This window comes from Amycolatopsis sp. WGS_07 (assembly GCF_045278895.1).
In the GTDB taxonomy this organism is placed as follows: Bacteria; Actinomycetota; Actinomycetes; order Mycobacteriales; family Pseudonocardiaceae; genus Amycolatopsis.
In genome coordinates this window covers 246,098-261,842 of sequence record NZ_CP136053.1, presented here as the reverse complement: position 1 = coordinate 261,842, position 15,745 = coordinate 246,098, and the positions used below count along the sequence as shown (strand labels likewise).

The 15,745-nt window shown below is 68.0% G+C and carries 14 protein-coding genes and 1 pseudogene; 2 read left to right on the top strand and 13 right to left on the bottom strand.

Going from position 1 to position 15,745, the window contains the following annotated elements:
* The first annotated feature begins 62 nt into the window (after positions 1 to 62).
* A complete protein-coding gene (locus RPX00_RS01110) occupies positions 63 to 1,187 on the top strand; it encodes a serine hydrolase domain-containing protein (protein ID WP_406636545.1) in 1,125 nt (374 codons plus the stop codon).
* A gap of 220 nt (positions 1,188 to 1,407) precedes the next feature.
* Positions 1,408 to 2,166 (top strand): glycoside hydrolase family 75 protein, encoded by a 759-nt coding sequence (locus RPX00_RS01105; RefSeq protein WP_406636543.1) that lies wholly within the window; start codon positions 1,408 to 1,410, stop codon positions 2,164 to 2,166.
* A 45-nt stretch (positions 2,167 to 2,211) separates the two neighbouring features.
* On the opposite strand, the gene RPX00_RS01100 is transcribed toward RPX00_RS01105, so the two are convergent.
* The 13 genes and pseudogenes from RPX00_RS01100 to RPX00_RS01040 form a co-directional block, all read right to left on the bottom strand.
* Positions 2,212 to 3,036: an LLM class F420-dependent oxidoreductase gene (locus RPX00_RS01100; RefSeq protein WP_406636541.1), complete on the bottom strand. Its 825-nt coding sequence runs from the start codon at positions 3,034 to 3,036 to the stop codon at positions 2,212 to 2,214.
* Positions 3,033 to 4,404, bottom strand: a pseudogene (locus tag RPX00_RS01095) (amidase). Before RPX00_RS01095 ends, RPX00_RS01100 begins: the two are co-directional and overlap by 4 nt.
* Complete coding sequence (locus RPX00_RS01090) at positions 4,401 to 5,276, bottom strand: carbon-nitrogen hydrolase family protein (protein ID WP_406636539.1); 876 nt, start codon at positions 5,274 to 5,276, stop codon at positions 4,401 to 4,403. Before RPX00_RS01090 ends, RPX00_RS01095 begins: the two are co-directional and overlap by 4 nt.
* Positions 5,273 to 6,067 carry an SDR family NAD(P)-dependent oxidoreductase gene (locus RPX00_RS01085; protein WP_406636537.1) on the bottom strand — a complete coding sequence of 265 codons (795 nt, stop codon included), beginning with the start codon at positions 6,065 to 6,067 and terminating at the stop codon, positions 5,273 to 5,275. The genes RPX00_RS01090 and RPX00_RS01085 overlap by 4 nt, the downstream gene beginning before the upstream one ends.
* 18 nt (positions 6,068 to 6,085) lie before the next feature.
* Positions 6,086 to 7,069, bottom strand: a complete 984-nt coding sequence (locus RPX00_RS01080; RefSeq protein WP_406642726.1) for an aldo/keto reductase — start codon at positions 7,067 to 7,069, stop codon at positions 6,086 to 6,088.
* A gap of 21 nt (positions 7,070 to 7,090) precedes the next feature.
* A complete protein-coding gene (locus RPX00_RS01075; RefSeq protein WP_406636535.1) occupies positions 7,091 to 8,455 on the bottom strand; it encodes an MFS transporter in 1,365 nt (454 codons plus the stop codon).
* A gap of 198 nt (positions 8,456 to 8,653) precedes the next feature.
* Positions 8,654 to 9,040: a cobalamin B12-binding domain-containing protein gene (locus tag RPX00_RS01070; RefSeq protein ID WP_406636533.1), complete on the bottom strand. Its 387-nt coding sequence runs from the start codon at positions 9,038 to 9,040 to the stop codon at positions 8,654 to 8,656.
* Positions 9,037 to 10,590 (bottom strand): methylmalonyl-CoA mutase family protein, encoded by a 1,554-nt coding sequence (locus RPX00_RS01065; protein WP_406636531.1) that lies wholly within the window; start codon positions 10,588 to 10,590, stop codon positions 9,037 to 9,039. The genes RPX00_RS01070 and RPX00_RS01065 overlap by 4 nt, the downstream gene beginning before the upstream one ends.
* Before the next feature lie 13 nt (positions 10,591 to 10,603).
* Positions 10,604 to 11,386, bottom strand: a complete 783-nt coding sequence (locus tag RPX00_RS01060; protein ID WP_406636529.1) for an IclR family transcriptional regulator — start codon at positions 11,384 to 11,386, stop codon at positions 10,604 to 10,606.
* A gap of 37 nt (positions 11,387 to 11,423) precedes the next feature.
* Positions 11,424 to 11,816: a Zn-ribbon domain-containing OB-fold protein gene (locus RPX00_RS01055; RefSeq protein ID WP_406636527.1), complete on the bottom strand. Its 393-nt coding sequence runs from the start codon at positions 11,814 to 11,816 to the stop codon at positions 11,424 to 11,426.
* Complete coding sequence (locus tag RPX00_RS01050) at positions 11,807 to 12,979, bottom strand: thiolase C-terminal domain-containing protein (protein WP_406636525.1); 1,173 nt, start codon at positions 12,977 to 12,979, stop codon at positions 11,807 to 11,809. The genes RPX00_RS01055 and RPX00_RS01050 overlap by 10 nt, the downstream gene beginning before the upstream one ends.
* Positions 12,976 to 14,487 carry an AMP-binding protein gene (locus RPX00_RS01045; protein WP_406636523.1) on the bottom strand — a complete coding sequence of 504 codons (1,512 nt, stop codon included), beginning with the start codon at positions 14,485 to 14,487 and terminating at the stop codon, positions 12,976 to 12,978. The genes RPX00_RS01050 and RPX00_RS01045 overlap by 4 nt, the downstream gene beginning before the upstream one ends.
* A gap of 219 nt (positions 14,488 to 14,706) precedes the next feature.
* Positions 14,707 to 15,717: an Lrp/AsnC family transcriptional regulator gene (locus tag RPX00_RS01040; protein WP_406636521.1), complete on the bottom strand. Its 1,011-nt coding sequence runs from the start codon at positions 15,715 to 15,717 to the stop codon at positions 14,707 to 14,709.
* Between the last annotated feature and the right edge of the window lie 28 nt (positions 15,718 to 15,745).

Genomic DNA, 15,745 nt, shown 5'->3' with positions numbered 1-15,745 from the left:
ATACGTTGCGCTCTCCTTTCGCCGGAATCGGCACGCCGGCGACCGTCGATCTGAGGAGTGCGATGAGACGCAGAGCTTTCGGAACCGTCGCGGTGGCCGTGGCCGCCTTGGTCAGTGTGGCCAGTCCGGCTTCGGCGGAGACCCCGGCCGAGATCCTGCAGGCTGGCGCCCAGGCCGGGGTCAGCGTGGGCTACCCCGGGGTGATCGGCCTGGTCCGGAACGGGGAAACCGCACAGTACATCCATGCCGGGTACGGGAACCTCACCACCAAGACCCCGGCGGACCCGAAAGCGAAGTTCCGGATCGGCAGCGACACCAAGGCGTTCACCTCGACGGTCCTGCTGCAGCTGGAGGGCGAGGGCAAGCTCTCCCTCGACGACCCGGTCGCCCGCTGGCTGCCCGGCGCGGTGAACGCGAACGGCAACGACGGCACCAAGATCAGCGTCCGGCAGCTGCTGCACCAGACCTCCGGGCTGCCGGATTACGTCGGTGACTCGCGGTTCCTCAACTCCTACGTCGGGAACACCAACCCCCGCCAGGCGTGGCCGCCGCAGACGCTGGTGAACATCGCGACGTCGCATCCGTCGCTGGGCGCGCCGGGCGCGGCGTTCCACTACTCGAACACCAACTACGTCCTCGCGGGCATGGTGATCAAGGCGGTGACCGGGAACGAACCGGCGACCGAGGTCCAGCGCCGCATCATCGAGCCGCTTGGCTTGAGCAACACGTCGTTCCCGACTGAGGATCCGACGTTGTCCGGCAACTACTTGAACGGCTACTACATCTCGTTCGGCACGTTCTACAACGACTTCACGGTCTCCAATGTCCAGGCGTTCGGGGCCGCGGGCGCCATTGTGTCCACTGAGGACGATGTGGCGACGTTTGAACGCGCGCTGCTGAGCGGAAAACTCCTGCCGCCGCAGCAGCAGACCGAACTGAAGACGACCGTGCCGATCGACGACGCGGGCAACCGGTACGGACTCGGCATCGGCCTGTCCCCGACGTCCTGCGGAATGGCCTGGAACCACAGCGGCGGAGTGCTCGGCTACTTCAACGTGTGGATGACCAGCGACGACGGCAGCAAGCAGGTGCTCGTCGCTGCCAACGAGAACCATCTCCCGGGGCCCGCGACCCGCGGCCAGACCACGCTCGGCAACGCGGCGATCAAGGCGTACTGCGCGTTCTGACACCGCAGTGGCGTGTCCGGCCGGGAGAAAGCAGTCACGGGGTAGCCAATCGGGCATTTCGGCAGTGATTGCGTCCAGTGTGGACGGTCCGGGCCGGGCGTGGTTCCGGTCAGCGGGAGCCTTTCCGGATTTCTCCTGATGACCTCGTGACAACGTCCGGTCACGGATGGTTCACTATGTTAGGAAATTTTCCTAACATAGTGCTGGAGGTCGCCCGATCATGTCATCCTCCCGTAGGCGCTTCGCCGTGGTCGGCGCGGCTCTGGCGCTCGCCGTGCCGCTCGCGGTCAGCTCCGCGCATGCCGCCACGACCGAAACCGCCGCCAAGTCCTACACCCCCGAGCAGGTGCTGGCCGGCGTCAAGAAGAACAGCACGGACGCGAACAAGGTCAACTCGAAACCGCACATCAACACGATGACGCGGGCCAAGAACGTCAACGTCTACCAGGTCGCCAAGGGCGTCTACGCCTACGGTTCCGGGCTGGCCGTCGACACCGACGGCAGCGACCCCGACCCCGATCCCGACCATCAGGGTTCGACGACTTTCAAGGACAGCAACGGAAAGTCGCTCGGCGCGCACCACGTCCCGTTCTACGTGCTCGGCGACGACTGTTACGACAAGAAGAGCCCCTGCCCGCACTTCTTCTACAAGGAACACGGCATCAAGGGCCGCCAGTTCGCGCTGATGTTCTACAAGAGCAAGGTCATCGGCGCGATCTTCGGCGACACGCAGACCGCGAACGACCAGGACACTTCGGACAACGACTCCCGCGAGTTGGGCGAGGCGTCGGTGAAGGCGGCTTCGCTGCTCGGCATCAACAGCAGCGGCACTGACGGCGGCGTCGACAACGGCGTGACCGTGGTGATGTTCTCCGGTTCGGACTGGGTCGTGAACGGCACCAACGCCAACCTGAACGCCACTGCTCAGGGCATGGTCACCAAGGCGCTCGACACCCTTGGCGCGAGCATGGGTATCTGATTCCCGTACTGAAACTGCGGCCACCGTCCGGCGGTGGCCGCGGTTTCAGTCTGTCCGAACGTGTTTCGCGAGTTTGTCCAGGTAGTGCAGGGTTTCCGTTTCCGGCACCGGCGGCAGCGTGAAGGTCACCCGGTCCACTCCGGACTCGGCGTAGGCCGCGAGCGGGGAGTCCTGGGCAGCGCCGCACAAGGTGATGCGGACGTCGGATCGGTCCTTTTCGGACAGCCAGGACGCCACACGGCGCAGTTCCTCCACCGGAGTTTTCGCGCGGGGCAGCCATTCGTCGCCATAGCGGACGAGCCGGTCGAGGGCGGCTGGGCTTTCGCCGCCGATGGCGATCGGCGGATGCGGGCGCTGTATGGGTTTCGGCCAAGAGAAAACCGGATCGAAGTCGACGTGCTCGCCGTGGAATTCGGCCTTGTCGTGGGTCCAGATCTCCTTCAGCGCGGCGATTTTCTCGTTCAGCACCTGTCCGCGGCGACTCGGCTCGACGCCGTGATTGCGCATTTCCTCGCGGTTCCAGCCGACTCCGACGCCGAACAGGACCCGTCCGCCGGACAGGACATCGAGGGTCGCGACTTCCTTGGCGGTTAGGAAAACATCGCGCTGGGCCATGAGCGCGACACCCGTGCCGAGGGTCAGCGTGGTCGTCGCGGCGGCAGCGAGGGCGAGGGCGACGAACGGGTCGTAAGTGCGGTAGTACTCGCGGGGCAGTTCGTCGCCGCCCGACCACGGCGTTTCCCGGTTGACCGGGATGTGCGAGTGCTCGGTGACGAGCAGGGTCTCGAAACCGCGTTCTTCCAGGGCGCGGCCGAGGGCGTCCGGGCGGATGCTCTCGTCGGTCACGAAAGTGTTGACGCCGAACTTCATGCGTTCTCCTGCGGATAGGCAAGCGGGGGCCGTACTTGCTCGATCAACGCGCCCACGGCGAGAACCAGCGAGTCCGCGTGCCGGGGCCCGACGATCTGGAGGCCGACTGGCAAACCGCGCGCCGTCAGTCCAATCGGGACACTGAGCGCGGGTTGCCGGGACATGTTGAACGGGTAGGTGAAGGGTGTCCACTGTGGCCAGTCGGTCATGCCGCTGCCCTGCGGGACGTCGTGGCCCGCGGCGAACGGTTCGATCGGCACGGTGGGGGTGAGCAGGAGGTCGAACCGGGTGTGGAATTCGCCCATGGCGACGCCGAGCGCGGCGAGTTCGCTTTGCGCGTCAAGGTAGTCTGCGGCCGAGTGCCGGGCACCCCGTTCGATCAGGGTTTGCAGGCCGGGATCGAGCGCTTCCTCGCCTCCATAGCGGCGGACGATCTGTGCGACGCCGACGGACCACAGTACGTCGAAAGCGCTTGCTGGGTCAGGGAAGTCCGGGTCCGCCGAGCAGATGTCCAAGCCGGTGCCAGCCAACGCGGTGACGGTTTCCGAGACGATCGAGGCGATCTCCGGATCCACGGTTACGCGGCCCAGCGTCGGCGAGAACGCGATCAGACCGGGCTTTGCCGTCCAGTCCATTGTGGGCGTCCAAGAAGGATCGCGGGGGTCTGGAGCGGTGAGGAGGTCGGTCAGCGCGGCGACGTCGGCGACCGAGCGGGCCATCGGTCCGGCGTGCGCCAGCGTGCCCAGGACGCTGGGCGGGTACATCGGAATGCGTCCGTGCGTCGGTTTGAAGCCCACGACTCCGCAGAAGGCGGCCGGGATGCGCACCGAACCGGCGGCGTCGGTCGCCACCGACACCGCGCCCATGCCCGCCCGGACCGCCACCCCGCTGCCGCCGCTCGATCCGCCTGCGGTGAGCGTCGGATCCCAGGGGTTGCGGGTGACGCCGTCGATCAGGTTGTCGGTGACGCCTTTCCAGCCGAGTTCGGACGTCGTCGTCTTGCCGAGCAGGACGAGGCCGTTCGAGCGAAGCGCTGCGGCGACTGGGCTGTCGATGTCCCACGGCTGCGCTGGGTCGGTACGTCGGGAACCGCGCAGCGTTGGCAGACCTCGGGTGAGGAAGAGGTCCTTGATCGACGCGGGAACGCCGTCGAACGGTCCCAGCGCGCGTCCGTTGAGCCAACGCTGTTCGGACGCGGCAGCTTGGTTGAGCGCGCCTTCGCGGTCGACGTGTGCAGAAGGCGCGCAAGCCTTCGTGAGTATCGACAGCCTGCAGCGCCGCCTTCGTCGCTTCCACCGGCGAGAGATCACCGGACGCGTAAGCGGCACCGAGTTGTTCAGCCGTCCATTGGCAGAGGTCAGAGGTCATTTCTGCTCCGGGCTAGGGCGGGAGAGCGGCTCGGTGACGCGGCCGTACAGCTCGGGTCGGCGGTCGCGGAAGATGGTGAGATACCGGCGCTGCGCCTTGAGATCCGCGCCGCGCAGCACGGCTCGGACGGCGTCCTCCCGGTCGTCGTCCGAGCAGGCCAGTACGTCGCCGCTTGGGCCCGCGACGGCGCTCCGGCCATAGAAGCGCTGGTCGCCGTCGGTGCCGGTTCGGTTGCAGCCCAAGAAGAACACGGCGTTCTCCATCGCCCTCGTCGCACACCGCGAGACGATGCTGTCGGACGGGACTTTGCCCGGCTGCACGGCCGACGCCCACAGCGAGACGACGATCTCGGCGCCCGCGAGGGTCTGCACCCGGGCCATTTCGGGGAACCGGACGTCGTAGCACACGTTGAGCGCGAGCGTGCCGAGCGCGGTTCGGAAGACGGAGATCTCGTCGCCGGGGACGTAGTACTCCTTCTCGTCGCGGCACGGGTGCACCTTGTGCTGCACGCCGGCCACTTCGCCCGACGGGCCTATCAGCACCGCACTGTTGTAGAGCACCTCGGGCACGTGTGGATGCCGTTGCGACAGCCCGACCACGACGTGGGTGCCGCCCCGGCGGGCCGCTTCGCTCAGCGCCTCCGTGGTCGGGCCTGGCACCAGCTCCGACGCGGCGTAGAGGCTCTCGGCATAAGCGTCGTCGCGCGCGGAACGGACGTACCCGGTGTTGCTCAGCTCCGGGAAAACCACCAGCTCGACACCGTGTTCCTGCGCCTCGCGCTCGACGAACTCGGCCATCCGTTTGGCGTTGCCCGGGCAGTCCAGCGGGGCCGAACTGAACTGCACCAGCGAAACGCGCACCTCGTCCTTCATCGGTGGTTCTCCGGATGCACGTCGCGCGCGAACTGCGGATTGCCCGCCAGCAGGCCCCCGTCGACCGGAAGCAGGCTGCCGGTGATGAACGACGCCTCGTCCGACGCCAGGAACAGCGCCGCGGACGCGATGTCGTCGGGCAGGCCGACCTGGCCGAGCGGGTACCAGGTCGCGAGGCGGTCGAGGAGGTCCGGGTCGATCTTCTGCCGTTCCTTCCAGACGTCGGTGCGGAAGGTGCCGGGCACGAGCGCGTTCGCCCGGATCCCGAAGGGCGCGAACTCGACCGCCAGGTTGCGGGTCAGTGCCTCCACGCCCGCTTTCGCCGCGCTGTAGGCGGCCGCGCCGACGTGGGTGTGCGCGTTCACCGACGAGACGCTGATGATCACGCCGCGCCGCTGGTCGATCATCGTGGGAAGGACCTGCTGGGAGCAGCGGAACGCGCCGGTCAGCACGACGTCGAGGTCACGGTTCCAATCCTCGATGCGCGTGTCGAGGATCGAAGCCGGATTGGACGTGAAGGCGTTGTTGACGAGGACGTCGATGCGGCCGTAGGCGAACCGGACGGCTTCGGCCATTGCCCGGACGTCGTCGTCGCTGCGGACGTCGGTCGTTACGGCCAACGCTCGCCCGCCCTGTTCTTCCACCTCGGCGGCGGCCTGGTCGGCAGCCGCTCCGTCGCGGTCGGCCACCACGACGGCGGCCCCCTCGGCGGCGAAGCGGCGGACCAGCGTCCGGCCCAACCCGGAACCGCCGCCGCCGGTCACGATCACCACTCGGTCTGCGAAACGCATTTCACCAACCCATCAAGGTCATTCCAGCAGGGACATCCGGTCGGGGGAGTACCGCTCGCCGGCGATCTGGTCGGCGGGCACCGCGCGTTCGATCGCGGCCACGTCCGCGGCGGACAGCTCGATGGCAACTGCGCCAACGTTTTCCTCCAGCCTGCTCCGCTTCTTCGTACCCGGAATCGGCACGACGTCGTCGCCATGGCTGTGTACCCAGGCGAGCGCGAGCTGACCCGCCGTGACACCTCGTGCGCGGGCGAGTTCTTCGAGCGCACGCACGAACTCCAGGTTGCGTTCCAGGTTTCCCTCGGCGAAGCGTGGCTGGGAGGTCCGCCGGAAGTCGTCTTCCTCGAAGTCATTGGTCGATCGATAGCGGCCGGTGAGAATTCCCCGGCCCAACGGCGAATACGGCACGATTCCGATGCCCAGTTCGCGGCAGGTCGGCACGACTTCGGCCTCAATCGTGCGCGACCACAGCGACCATTCGGTCTGCACCGACGTGATCGGATGCACGGCGTGCGCGCGGCGAATCGTTTCCGGCGAAGCTTCCGACAGCCCGATATGGCGCACCTTCCCCGCCTTGACCAGTTCCGCCAGCGCTCCGACCGTCTCCTCGATGGCGACCGCGGGGTCGACCCGGTGCTGCTGGTAAAGGTCGATGTGGTCGACGCCGAGGCGGCGCAAAGACGCGTCGCACGCCTGCCGGACGTATTCCGCGTCCCCGCGCACCGAACGCGCCATCGAGTCTTCCTCGGCGCGGACAATGCCGAATTTCGTGGCCAGCACGACGTTTTCACGGCGGCCGGCGATCGCCCGCCCGACGAGTTCCTCGTTGGCGCCGTAGCCGTACATGTCGGAGGTGTCCAGGAGCGTCACGCCGAGGTCGAGCGCGCGGTGCACGGTCGCGATCGATTCGGTTTCGTCGCCGCTGCCGTAGAAATCGCTCATTCCCATGCAGCCGAGGCCCTGGGCGCCGACGTCGAGCTTGCCGAGATGCCGGGTGGGCATCGCCATGCGGATTCTCCTTTTCTAGTGGGCCGGATCGTTCGCGGCAGCGGGTTCGGCCGTCGCCGCGGGTTCGTTGATGTCTTTCAGATGGGTCTCCGGCATGAGCAATACCGCGCCGAAAGTGATCGCGCAGACGACCGCCATGTAAAGAGCCACCGAAATCGACGACCCAGTCGCCGCGTAAAGCGAGGTCGCGATCAACGGGGCGAACGCACCGCCGATCACCGCGCCCAGCTGTACGCCCAGCGAGACGCCGGAATACCGGAGCCCGGTGGTGAACGCCTCGGCGAAGAACGCGCCTTGCGGTCCGTACATCGTGGTGTGCATGAGCCCGAGGCCGACAATGAACGCCACCATGATCAGGAAGGTCGATTTCGTGTTCAGCAATGGCCAGAACGCGAACGAGAACGCGCACAGCATTCCCGAACCCGCCAGCAGCATCGCGCGCCGGCCGATCCGGTCCGAGATCGCGCCGGCGACCGGGAGCAGCACCAGCTGCACGCCCGCCGCGACGAGCACGGCGAGCAGGACGGTGTCCTTGGACAAGCCCAGAATCGCCGAGTTCGTGCTGTAGGAAACCGCGAAGGTCATGAACAGGTAGTAGGTGACGTTGATGCCGATGTAAGCGGCCGCGACCAGCGCGATCTGCTTGTAGTGCACGCGAAACGCGCGCAGCACGGGGGAGCGTCCGGCGTCCGGCTTCTTCACCTGCTTGAGCCGCCGGAACGCGTCGGTGTCCTCGAGACGCAGCTGCAGATGGATGGCCAACCAGACCAGCACGGCGCTGGCCAGGAAGGGAACCCGCCAGCCCCACGCCTCGAAGGCCGCGGGCGAGGTGAACCGGATGGCCGCGATGAAGGCGAGGTTGCCGATGATGATGCCGCCCGGGCCGCCCGCCTGCGCGAAGCTGGAGAAGAACCCGCGCTTGCGGGGCGGCGCGCTCTCCATCGCGAGCAGCACGACGCCGCCGAGCTGTCCGCCGACCGCGATGCCCTGCAGGAAACGCAGCAGTACCAGCAGAATCGGTGCGGCGGTCCCGATCACCGAGTACGTCGGCATCAGCCCGATGAGGGTCGAGGCGAGCCCCATCCCGGCCAGCGCGCCGATCAGCGCGGTCTTGCGGCCGCGCACGTCGCCGATGTGTCCGAAGAGGACGCCGCCGAGCGGACGGGCGATGAAGCCGACGGCGAAGGTCGCGAAGCTGAGCAGCGCGCTGGTCAGCGCGGTCTGCTCCGGGAAGAACAGTTGGGGGAAGACCAGCGCCGCGGCGGTGCCGTAGATGAAGAAGTCGTAGTTCTCGATGCTCGAGGCCGAGAGCGCGGTCAACGCGACCTTGGCCGGTCTCGTCTCGGGTCGTGCCTGTGTCGGTTCCTGTGCCGGCGCCATTGCCCGCTCCTTCCGCCACCTTCGACGGCCGTGGGGACGAAACCTCAAACGTTTCGTCCAGTGAAACGTGCGAACCACTACGTGATATGGCTTGTCTACTCGCCCTGGTCACGCAGGTCAAGAGGGGTCTTGCCGGGCTTCCCAGGGCAGGACCGAGACTTCCCGCTCGGGTCAGCGGGAGGTAGCTCGCGAAAGGCGTCAGCGCCCGGCGGTCGCCTTCTCGAAGGCCGTCACGATCTCGGTCATCGACGCACCGGGCCCGAAATGCCGGTGGACGCCCGCCGCCATCATGCGGTCGATCTCGGCGGGTTCGTCGATCCCGCCGGCGAGAACCGGGACGTCGGAGCCCTCGCGCCGCAAGCCCTCGACGGTCAGCGAGGCGAAGTGCCCGAGCCCGCCGCTGAGACAGCTGAGCCCGACCGCGTCGGCGTCCTCCTGGACCGCGACCTGCACGATCGTCGCGGTGGCGACGCGTTTGCCCAGGTAGACGACCTCGAACCCGGCGTCGGCGAGATGCTTGCCGATGAGCCGGACGCCGACGTCGTGCCCGTCGAGCCCGAGTTTCGCCAGCACGACGCGTTTCATCTCTCGAACCCTTCCCTGGTGGCCCCGACGATCTCGGCGGACGTCGCGCCCGCCCGCAGCGCCTCGATGCTGGGCTGGACGAGGTTCTCAGTGCTCGCAGCGGCGGCCTCGACCGCTTTGAGCGCCCGCTCGACCAGCGCGGTGTCCCGACGGCGTTTGTGCTCGGTGATCCGCTCGACGGCGTCCTGCTCGACCTTCGCGAAATCGATCTCGCCGGAACTCTTGCCCGCGAACCACTCGGCGCGCGCCTTCGCGTCGAACACGCCGTGGCCGACCATAACCCGCTCTCCAGTGCGTAGCTGCTCCTGGCGGGCACCGCGGTTTTCGTCGATCCGACCGGCGATGTAGCCGTTTTCGATGGCTTCCAGCGGTCCGCCGGCCTCGGTGAGCCGGTCGAGTTCGAGCCGGATTTTGTGCATCACCTGCTCGTCCACGTCGCGCAGTTTGGCGCTCCCGGCGAGCGGGTCGATCGTCGTCAACGTGCCGTGCTCGTACGCGACGACCTGCATCGTGCGCACGGCGAGCGCGGCGGCGTCGGCGGACGGGATGCGCAACGCCTCGTCGTAGCCGGTGGCACAGAGGTAGTCGACGCCGCCGAGCATCGAGCCGAGCACGCTGAGCGTCACGCGCGGGATGTTGACCAGCGGTTCCTCGGCGGATTCCAGGCCGTGCGCGTAGCCCATGAGCTTCGCGACCGGTTGGTCGGCGACCGGGATGCCGTACCGGTCGCGCAGGATCTCGCTCCACAGGATCCGTGCAGTGCGGAAAACCGAAGCCTCCACGAACAAATCGCTGCGCTCGTTGAGGAAGAACATCAGCTTCCCGGCGACATCCGCGGGTTCGTAGCCGCGGCCGACCAGCTCGTCCACGTACGCGATGGCGTTGCCGAGCGCGAACGCCACCGCCAGCAACGGCCCTGCGCCCGCGACGTCGTAATGGTTGGAGCAGACGGTGAGCGCCGCGCCGGGCATGTTCTCGTCGATCGCGAACGCGACACAGTCGGCGGCGATCCGCAGCGCTTGCGCGGGAGAGTGGATTTCGGTGCCACGCGCGGTGAATTCCTTGAGCGGATCGTTCTGCATCACCAGCTTGACGTGCCGAGCGGCGCGATCGGACAGGACGCTGTGCACCATTCCCAGCGCGACGTGCCCGAGTGAGTTCTGCAGCATCCCGACGCTGTCGGCGGCCGCGAGGTCGAGCCGGGAGCAGATCGTGGCGAAGTCGTCCAGCGTCGCGCACGACACCCCGGCCCGGCCGACCTGGGCGTGCGCCAGTTCGTGGTCGGGGTCGAAGCCGAGCTGCGAGGGCAGGTCGGCGGCCAGCAGGAACGACTCCGCGCCCACCTCCTGCAGCACGGCGAGCCGCTCCGCGGTCATCGCGGGCGGGCCGAGTCCGGAGTAGACCATGAACCGCGGCCGGAACGGCCCCGGCTCGGCGATTCTGGCGTCGCTCCACGCCTTCAGCGCGGGCTCGGCGGTGGTCGGCTCGTAGCGCGCGCGGACCGGGACCCGGCCGTCGTTCGCCCTGCTGATGTCGCTTTCGGGCCGCACTGGACCTCCTCGTTCAGTCCACTTCGGACGCTCCGGACACCGTCGCCGAAATCCGGGCCGCGACCTCCCGTACCTGTCGTTCGACCTCGGCGATCTTCTCCTCGCCGAGGCGGCCTTCCGGTCCGATGACGCTCAACGCGGCCAGCGCGAAGCCGTTCGCGTCGGTGATCGGCGCGGTCACGCCGACCGCGCCCACCGCCCGTTCGCCGTGGCTGTACGCGACGCCCGCTTCGGCGATGCGCGTCAGCTCGGCGCGCAGGGTGTCGAGATCGGTGATCGTGTTCGGGGTCGTGGGGGCGAGAGGGAGGTCCTTGAGCAGGCGTTCGCGCTCCGTCTCGGGCATGAACGCGAGCAGCGTCTTGCCCGCTGAACCGGTGTGGATGCCCTCCGAGACGCCGACGCCCGCGATGTAGCGGATGAGGTGCGGGCTCGGGAGTTCCTTGACGCAGATCCGGGACCGGCCGGCCCGTACGTGCACCGCGACCGTCTCCGCGGTGACGTCGCGCAGTTCCTCCAGCGCGTCGGTTGCTTCGAAGATGAAGCCCGCGTTGCCGTTGGAGATCGAGGACATCAGGTGGAAGCAGCCGGGGCCGAGCCCGTAGTGCCCGCTCGCCTGGTCCTGGACGACCATTCCCTTGGCGCGCAACGTGCTCAGCAGCCGGTAGGTCGTCGGCTTCGAGAGCGAGACGACCTCGGCCACGTCGCCGAGCGTCAGCGGGCTGTGCCCGAGGGCGAACAGGATGTCGATCGCCCGGCTGACCGCGCGGACTGTGGAGCCATCAGCGGATTCTGTCACTGGCCACCTCTGCTTTTCCTCAGGTGAGGTCACCGTATCAACCAGCGAAACGCTCAGGCTCGAACCAATAGCGCGGCGTCTCGTCCGCCCCGCCGATCCGCACGCGCACGGTCATCCCCGCTACGGGCTCGGTTCCATCGGTCCGGACCTGGCCGAACACCATCGGCCCGTCGTCCAGCGCGACCTGGCCGAGGGTGTACGGCGCGGGCAGCCCGGGGCGGGGTACGTGCACGGTCGTGTAGGTGAGCAGCACGCCGGTCGCCGCGAAAGTGTGTTCGGCGGGCGCGGCTGTTCCGCAGCGATGGCAGACGGCGCGGGCCGGGAACGAGGCCGCGCCGCACTCGCCGCAGCGGCTTCCGACGAGCGCTTGCCCGTCGTCGCGCGGCCGTTCGGCGGTTCCCGGCACTTTCAACGCGGCGTTCAGCCCCATGGGTCGGTCCTCTCCAGCAGATGGACGCAGGACACGGCGGACTCGCCCTCCAGCCAGCCGCCGTTGTTGTGGGCGAGGCCGATGCGCGGCCGCCGCGTCTGCCGTCCAGTGGCTTCGCCGCGCAACTGCCAGGTCAGCTCTGCGATCTGCGCCAGCCCCGTCGCTCCCACCGCGTGCCCGCGCGACGACAGCCCGCCGCTCGGATTGACCGGACGGGAGCCGTCGATCTGGGTGGTGCCGCTGTCGAGCAACGCGCCCGCGTCGCCAGGACTGCAGAAGCCGAGCTGTTCGTACGCGATGAGTTCGGCCGGAGCCATCGCGTCGTGCACCTCGGCGACGTCGACGTCCTCGGGCCCGAAACCCGCCTCCGCATACGCGGCCGCCGCGCACAATTCCGTCAACGACGGCTCGTTCCCTGTGGTCGTGTACCCGGTCGCTGCCTGCGAGGCCCGGATGCGGATGGTCGGCTTCTCCGTTGCGACAGCCCCACGACGAGCCAGCACGACCGCAGCCGCACCGTCACAGATCGAGCTGCACATCAACAGCGTCAACGGGTCAGCGATCGGCCGCGAGCCGAGCACTTCCTCCGGGCTGACGACTTTCCGGTGCTGCGCATACGGATTGCGCTCGCCGTTGGCGTGGCTCTTGACGGAAACGGCGACCAGATCGTCCACGGTCAGCCTGCCCGCCGCGATGAGCTTGCGCAGCCGCATCCCGTACACCGCGGTGAACTGCAGCCCGATCCCGGAAACCACGTCGAGGTCGCCCGCTGACTCCAACGCTGCGAGCGTCTTTGCCCGGTCCTCCACGAACATCTTCTCCACGCCCGCGACCAGAACGACGTCCGCCGAACCAGCGCGGATCGCGAGCACCGCCTGGCGCAACGCGGTCGACCCGCTTGCGCACGCGTTCTCGACGTTCGTGACCGGGACGCGTTCGATGCCGATCTCCCGCATTACTGACTGGCCGCGGATCATCTCCTGGCCCTGCAGCAATCCGGCCATCGCGTTGGCGGCGTAGACCGCGTCGATGTCGCGCACCCCCAGCCCCGCGTCGACCAGCGCCGAAACACACGCGACGCGGTTGAGGTCCTTCAACGAAGCGTTGGTGTAGCGGCCGAAGGGATGCATGCCGACGCCGATGATCTCGATGTCGTCGGTCATTCGAGGCCTCCGATCAGCTTGTCGCGCAGTTGGGCCCGGTCGACCTTCCCGTACGGCGTGCGCGGGATGGCGTCCCAGATCTCCAGCCTTCGCGGCGTCCGGATGCCCAAGCGGGGCCGGACGAACTCGATCAGCTCCTGACTCGACAACGCCTGCGGATCCCGCAACCGCACGACCGCCGTGACCGCGTCGCCCCACCGCGGATCCGGCAGCCCCAGCACGACCGCCTCACTCACCGCGGCGTGCGCCGACAGTTCGTTCTCCACCTCGCGCGGCGCGATGTTGTACCCGCCCGAGTTGATCATCTCGTCGTTGCGCCCTTGGAGATGGACGAACCCGCGCTCGTCGGTCCGGGCAAGATCCTTGGTACGCAACCATCCGTCTACCAGCACTTTCGCGGTAGCCTCCGGCTTTCGGTGATAACCGGTCATCAAATGCGAGCCGCGCACGAAGACCTCCCCGATCTCACCGGCCCGCGCGACCCTTCCGTCCTCTCTACGGACCTCGACCGCCACCGACCGCCAAGGCCGCCCCGCAGACTGGCGGGCCTGTGCGTCCAGGTGATCTTTCTTGCTGAGACAGGTGATCGTCATCGGCGCTTCGGACTGCCCATAGTCCTGCACAAGCGTCGGCCCGAACCTCTCCAGCGCGCGCTCCAGCACTGGTAACGCGACGCTGGAGGCTCCGTAAACGATCGTCTCGAAACCCCACTCGCCGCGCGCCGCGTCCAGCAACGGTTCGAGCATCGCCGGAACTGCCTTGAGCGTACGGAAATGCTGCTCGCGGGACCGGTGCCACACCTCGTCGGGATCGAACTTCGGCATGACATGCACGCCGGCGCCACTGATCAGATACGGCAACACGAAGTACCCCGACGCGTGCGAAACGGCCTGGGTAAGCAAAATCCGCTCACCCTCGCGCACTGGCGCAAGCTCCAGCAGCAGATTCAACGCGACTTCCCGCAACGCCCGATGCGACAGCACGACTCCCTTGGGCCGCCCGGTCGTCCCGGAGGTGTAGGAAATCCATGCCGCGCCTTCGGGATCACTGTCGCGCAACACCGGCTCCGCTCGTGCTCCCGCGACCAGTGCTTCGTACGAATGCTTGAAGCTTGGGTCCTTCTCGAACGGAATCGCGATGAGCCCGAACTCCTCGGCCAGCGAGTGCGCGGCAGCGGTGAACCGGGGCTCGAAGAAGAGCACCCGAAGCTCCGCATCCTCGGCTACGTAACGGAAATCCTCGAGATGCAGCCGCGCGTTGAGCGCCACCCGGACCCGCCGGCCGAGCGCGATCGCACAGTCGACCTCGACGAACTCGGTGCGGTTGTCGGACAGAATCCCGACGCTGGCCCCTTCTGGCACGCCGAGCGCGTCCAAGGCGTTGGCCAGCCGCTCGGCACGGTCCAGGAGTTCGCCGAACGTCCGCGCGGTACTCCCGTCGTCGACCGCCGTGACGCCCCGATGCGCGGCCGCCGCCCGGCGGAGCAGGTAGGCGGTGTCGAGAACCATCCGAGCGGCCTCCCTTGACGCGGGGTGTTTCATCTGGTGACAAGAACGTATTGTCAGATGAAACGGTATGTCAAGGGGGTGCTTTTTCCGGGATGCTGGTTCGGCACCAGCTCGCCCGCGCTACCGCGCGCTGGTCAAACGAGGAACGGCTGACTGCCGCGCTTGCGCCACCGAGACCGAGGGATACGGCAATCGGATCGACCGAACTCAGCAGCCGCTCTACCCGCCAGGAACCGGATGTCCCCCAGCAGGAAGGATCTGCTGATACCCCACCGCCCGCCCAGCCTGGTCCAGCAGGCGACCCATCCGCTTCGGCATCGTGAGCGTGACCGCGCGATCAAGCACCCGCACCCCCGCAGCAGTGCGCAGCAATCGGGCTTCGTACCCGGTGGTGTCGGCGGGGTTGCGCAGCCACGTCGACACCACCAGGTTCCCGCGGCCGACCACCGCAGCGGAAAGGCGCGTTTCCGGCAACGCCGCGACGGCGGCGGCCACGCGGTCCAATACGTCGGCGGGGACGTCCAGCCGGTAGCCAGCGATCACCGGCCAGCCTGCGGCCACGTGTGCCAGGTCGCAGCGAAACGCCAGGTCGCCGTTGCGCAGCAGTCGGGCAAGCACGCGCCGCACCACGGATTCGCCGACCCCGCAGCGGCGGGCCAGTTCGGCGCTGCTGAGCCTGCCGTCGGTGCCGAGTGCGTCGACGATCGTGCGTACGCTGCCGTCCTGCCAGAACTGGGGTAGCGGGAGGCTGGCCCGTGAAGGTTCCGAGTGCTGATCGGGCCCGACCGTCCAGCCGCCGCCCTCGCGGTGGATGCGCGTGGCCACCGCCATCCGCACCGAGCGGACTCCGGGGATGACGCCGAGCCGTTTGGTCACCAGGGTGTCCATCGAGTGGTAGCAGCGGGCCGCGATGCCGAGAAAGAGCTGATGGTCGCTCGTGGTCCGTTCGACGCTGAACACCGGCGGCCACCGGCACACCTCCTCGCCGACGGCCAGCAGCCGGTCGGGAGTGCAGGCGAGATCGACGTAGCCGACGGTCCAGGTCGGCGGCGTCACGTAGGCGGTGAGCCAGGCGAGCCCGGCTTTGTGCAGCCGGTCCCAGCGACGGGCCGCGGTCGTCGCGTCGGTGCCGACTACGGCTCCGACGCGCGTCCAGGTTGCGCGCGGTTCCCGTTGCAGCGCGCGCACCAGCGTGAGATCGGCGGTCGTCAGCGTCGATTCTGTGCTCAAGTGAGTTGTCCCGGTCCACGGCAGGGAC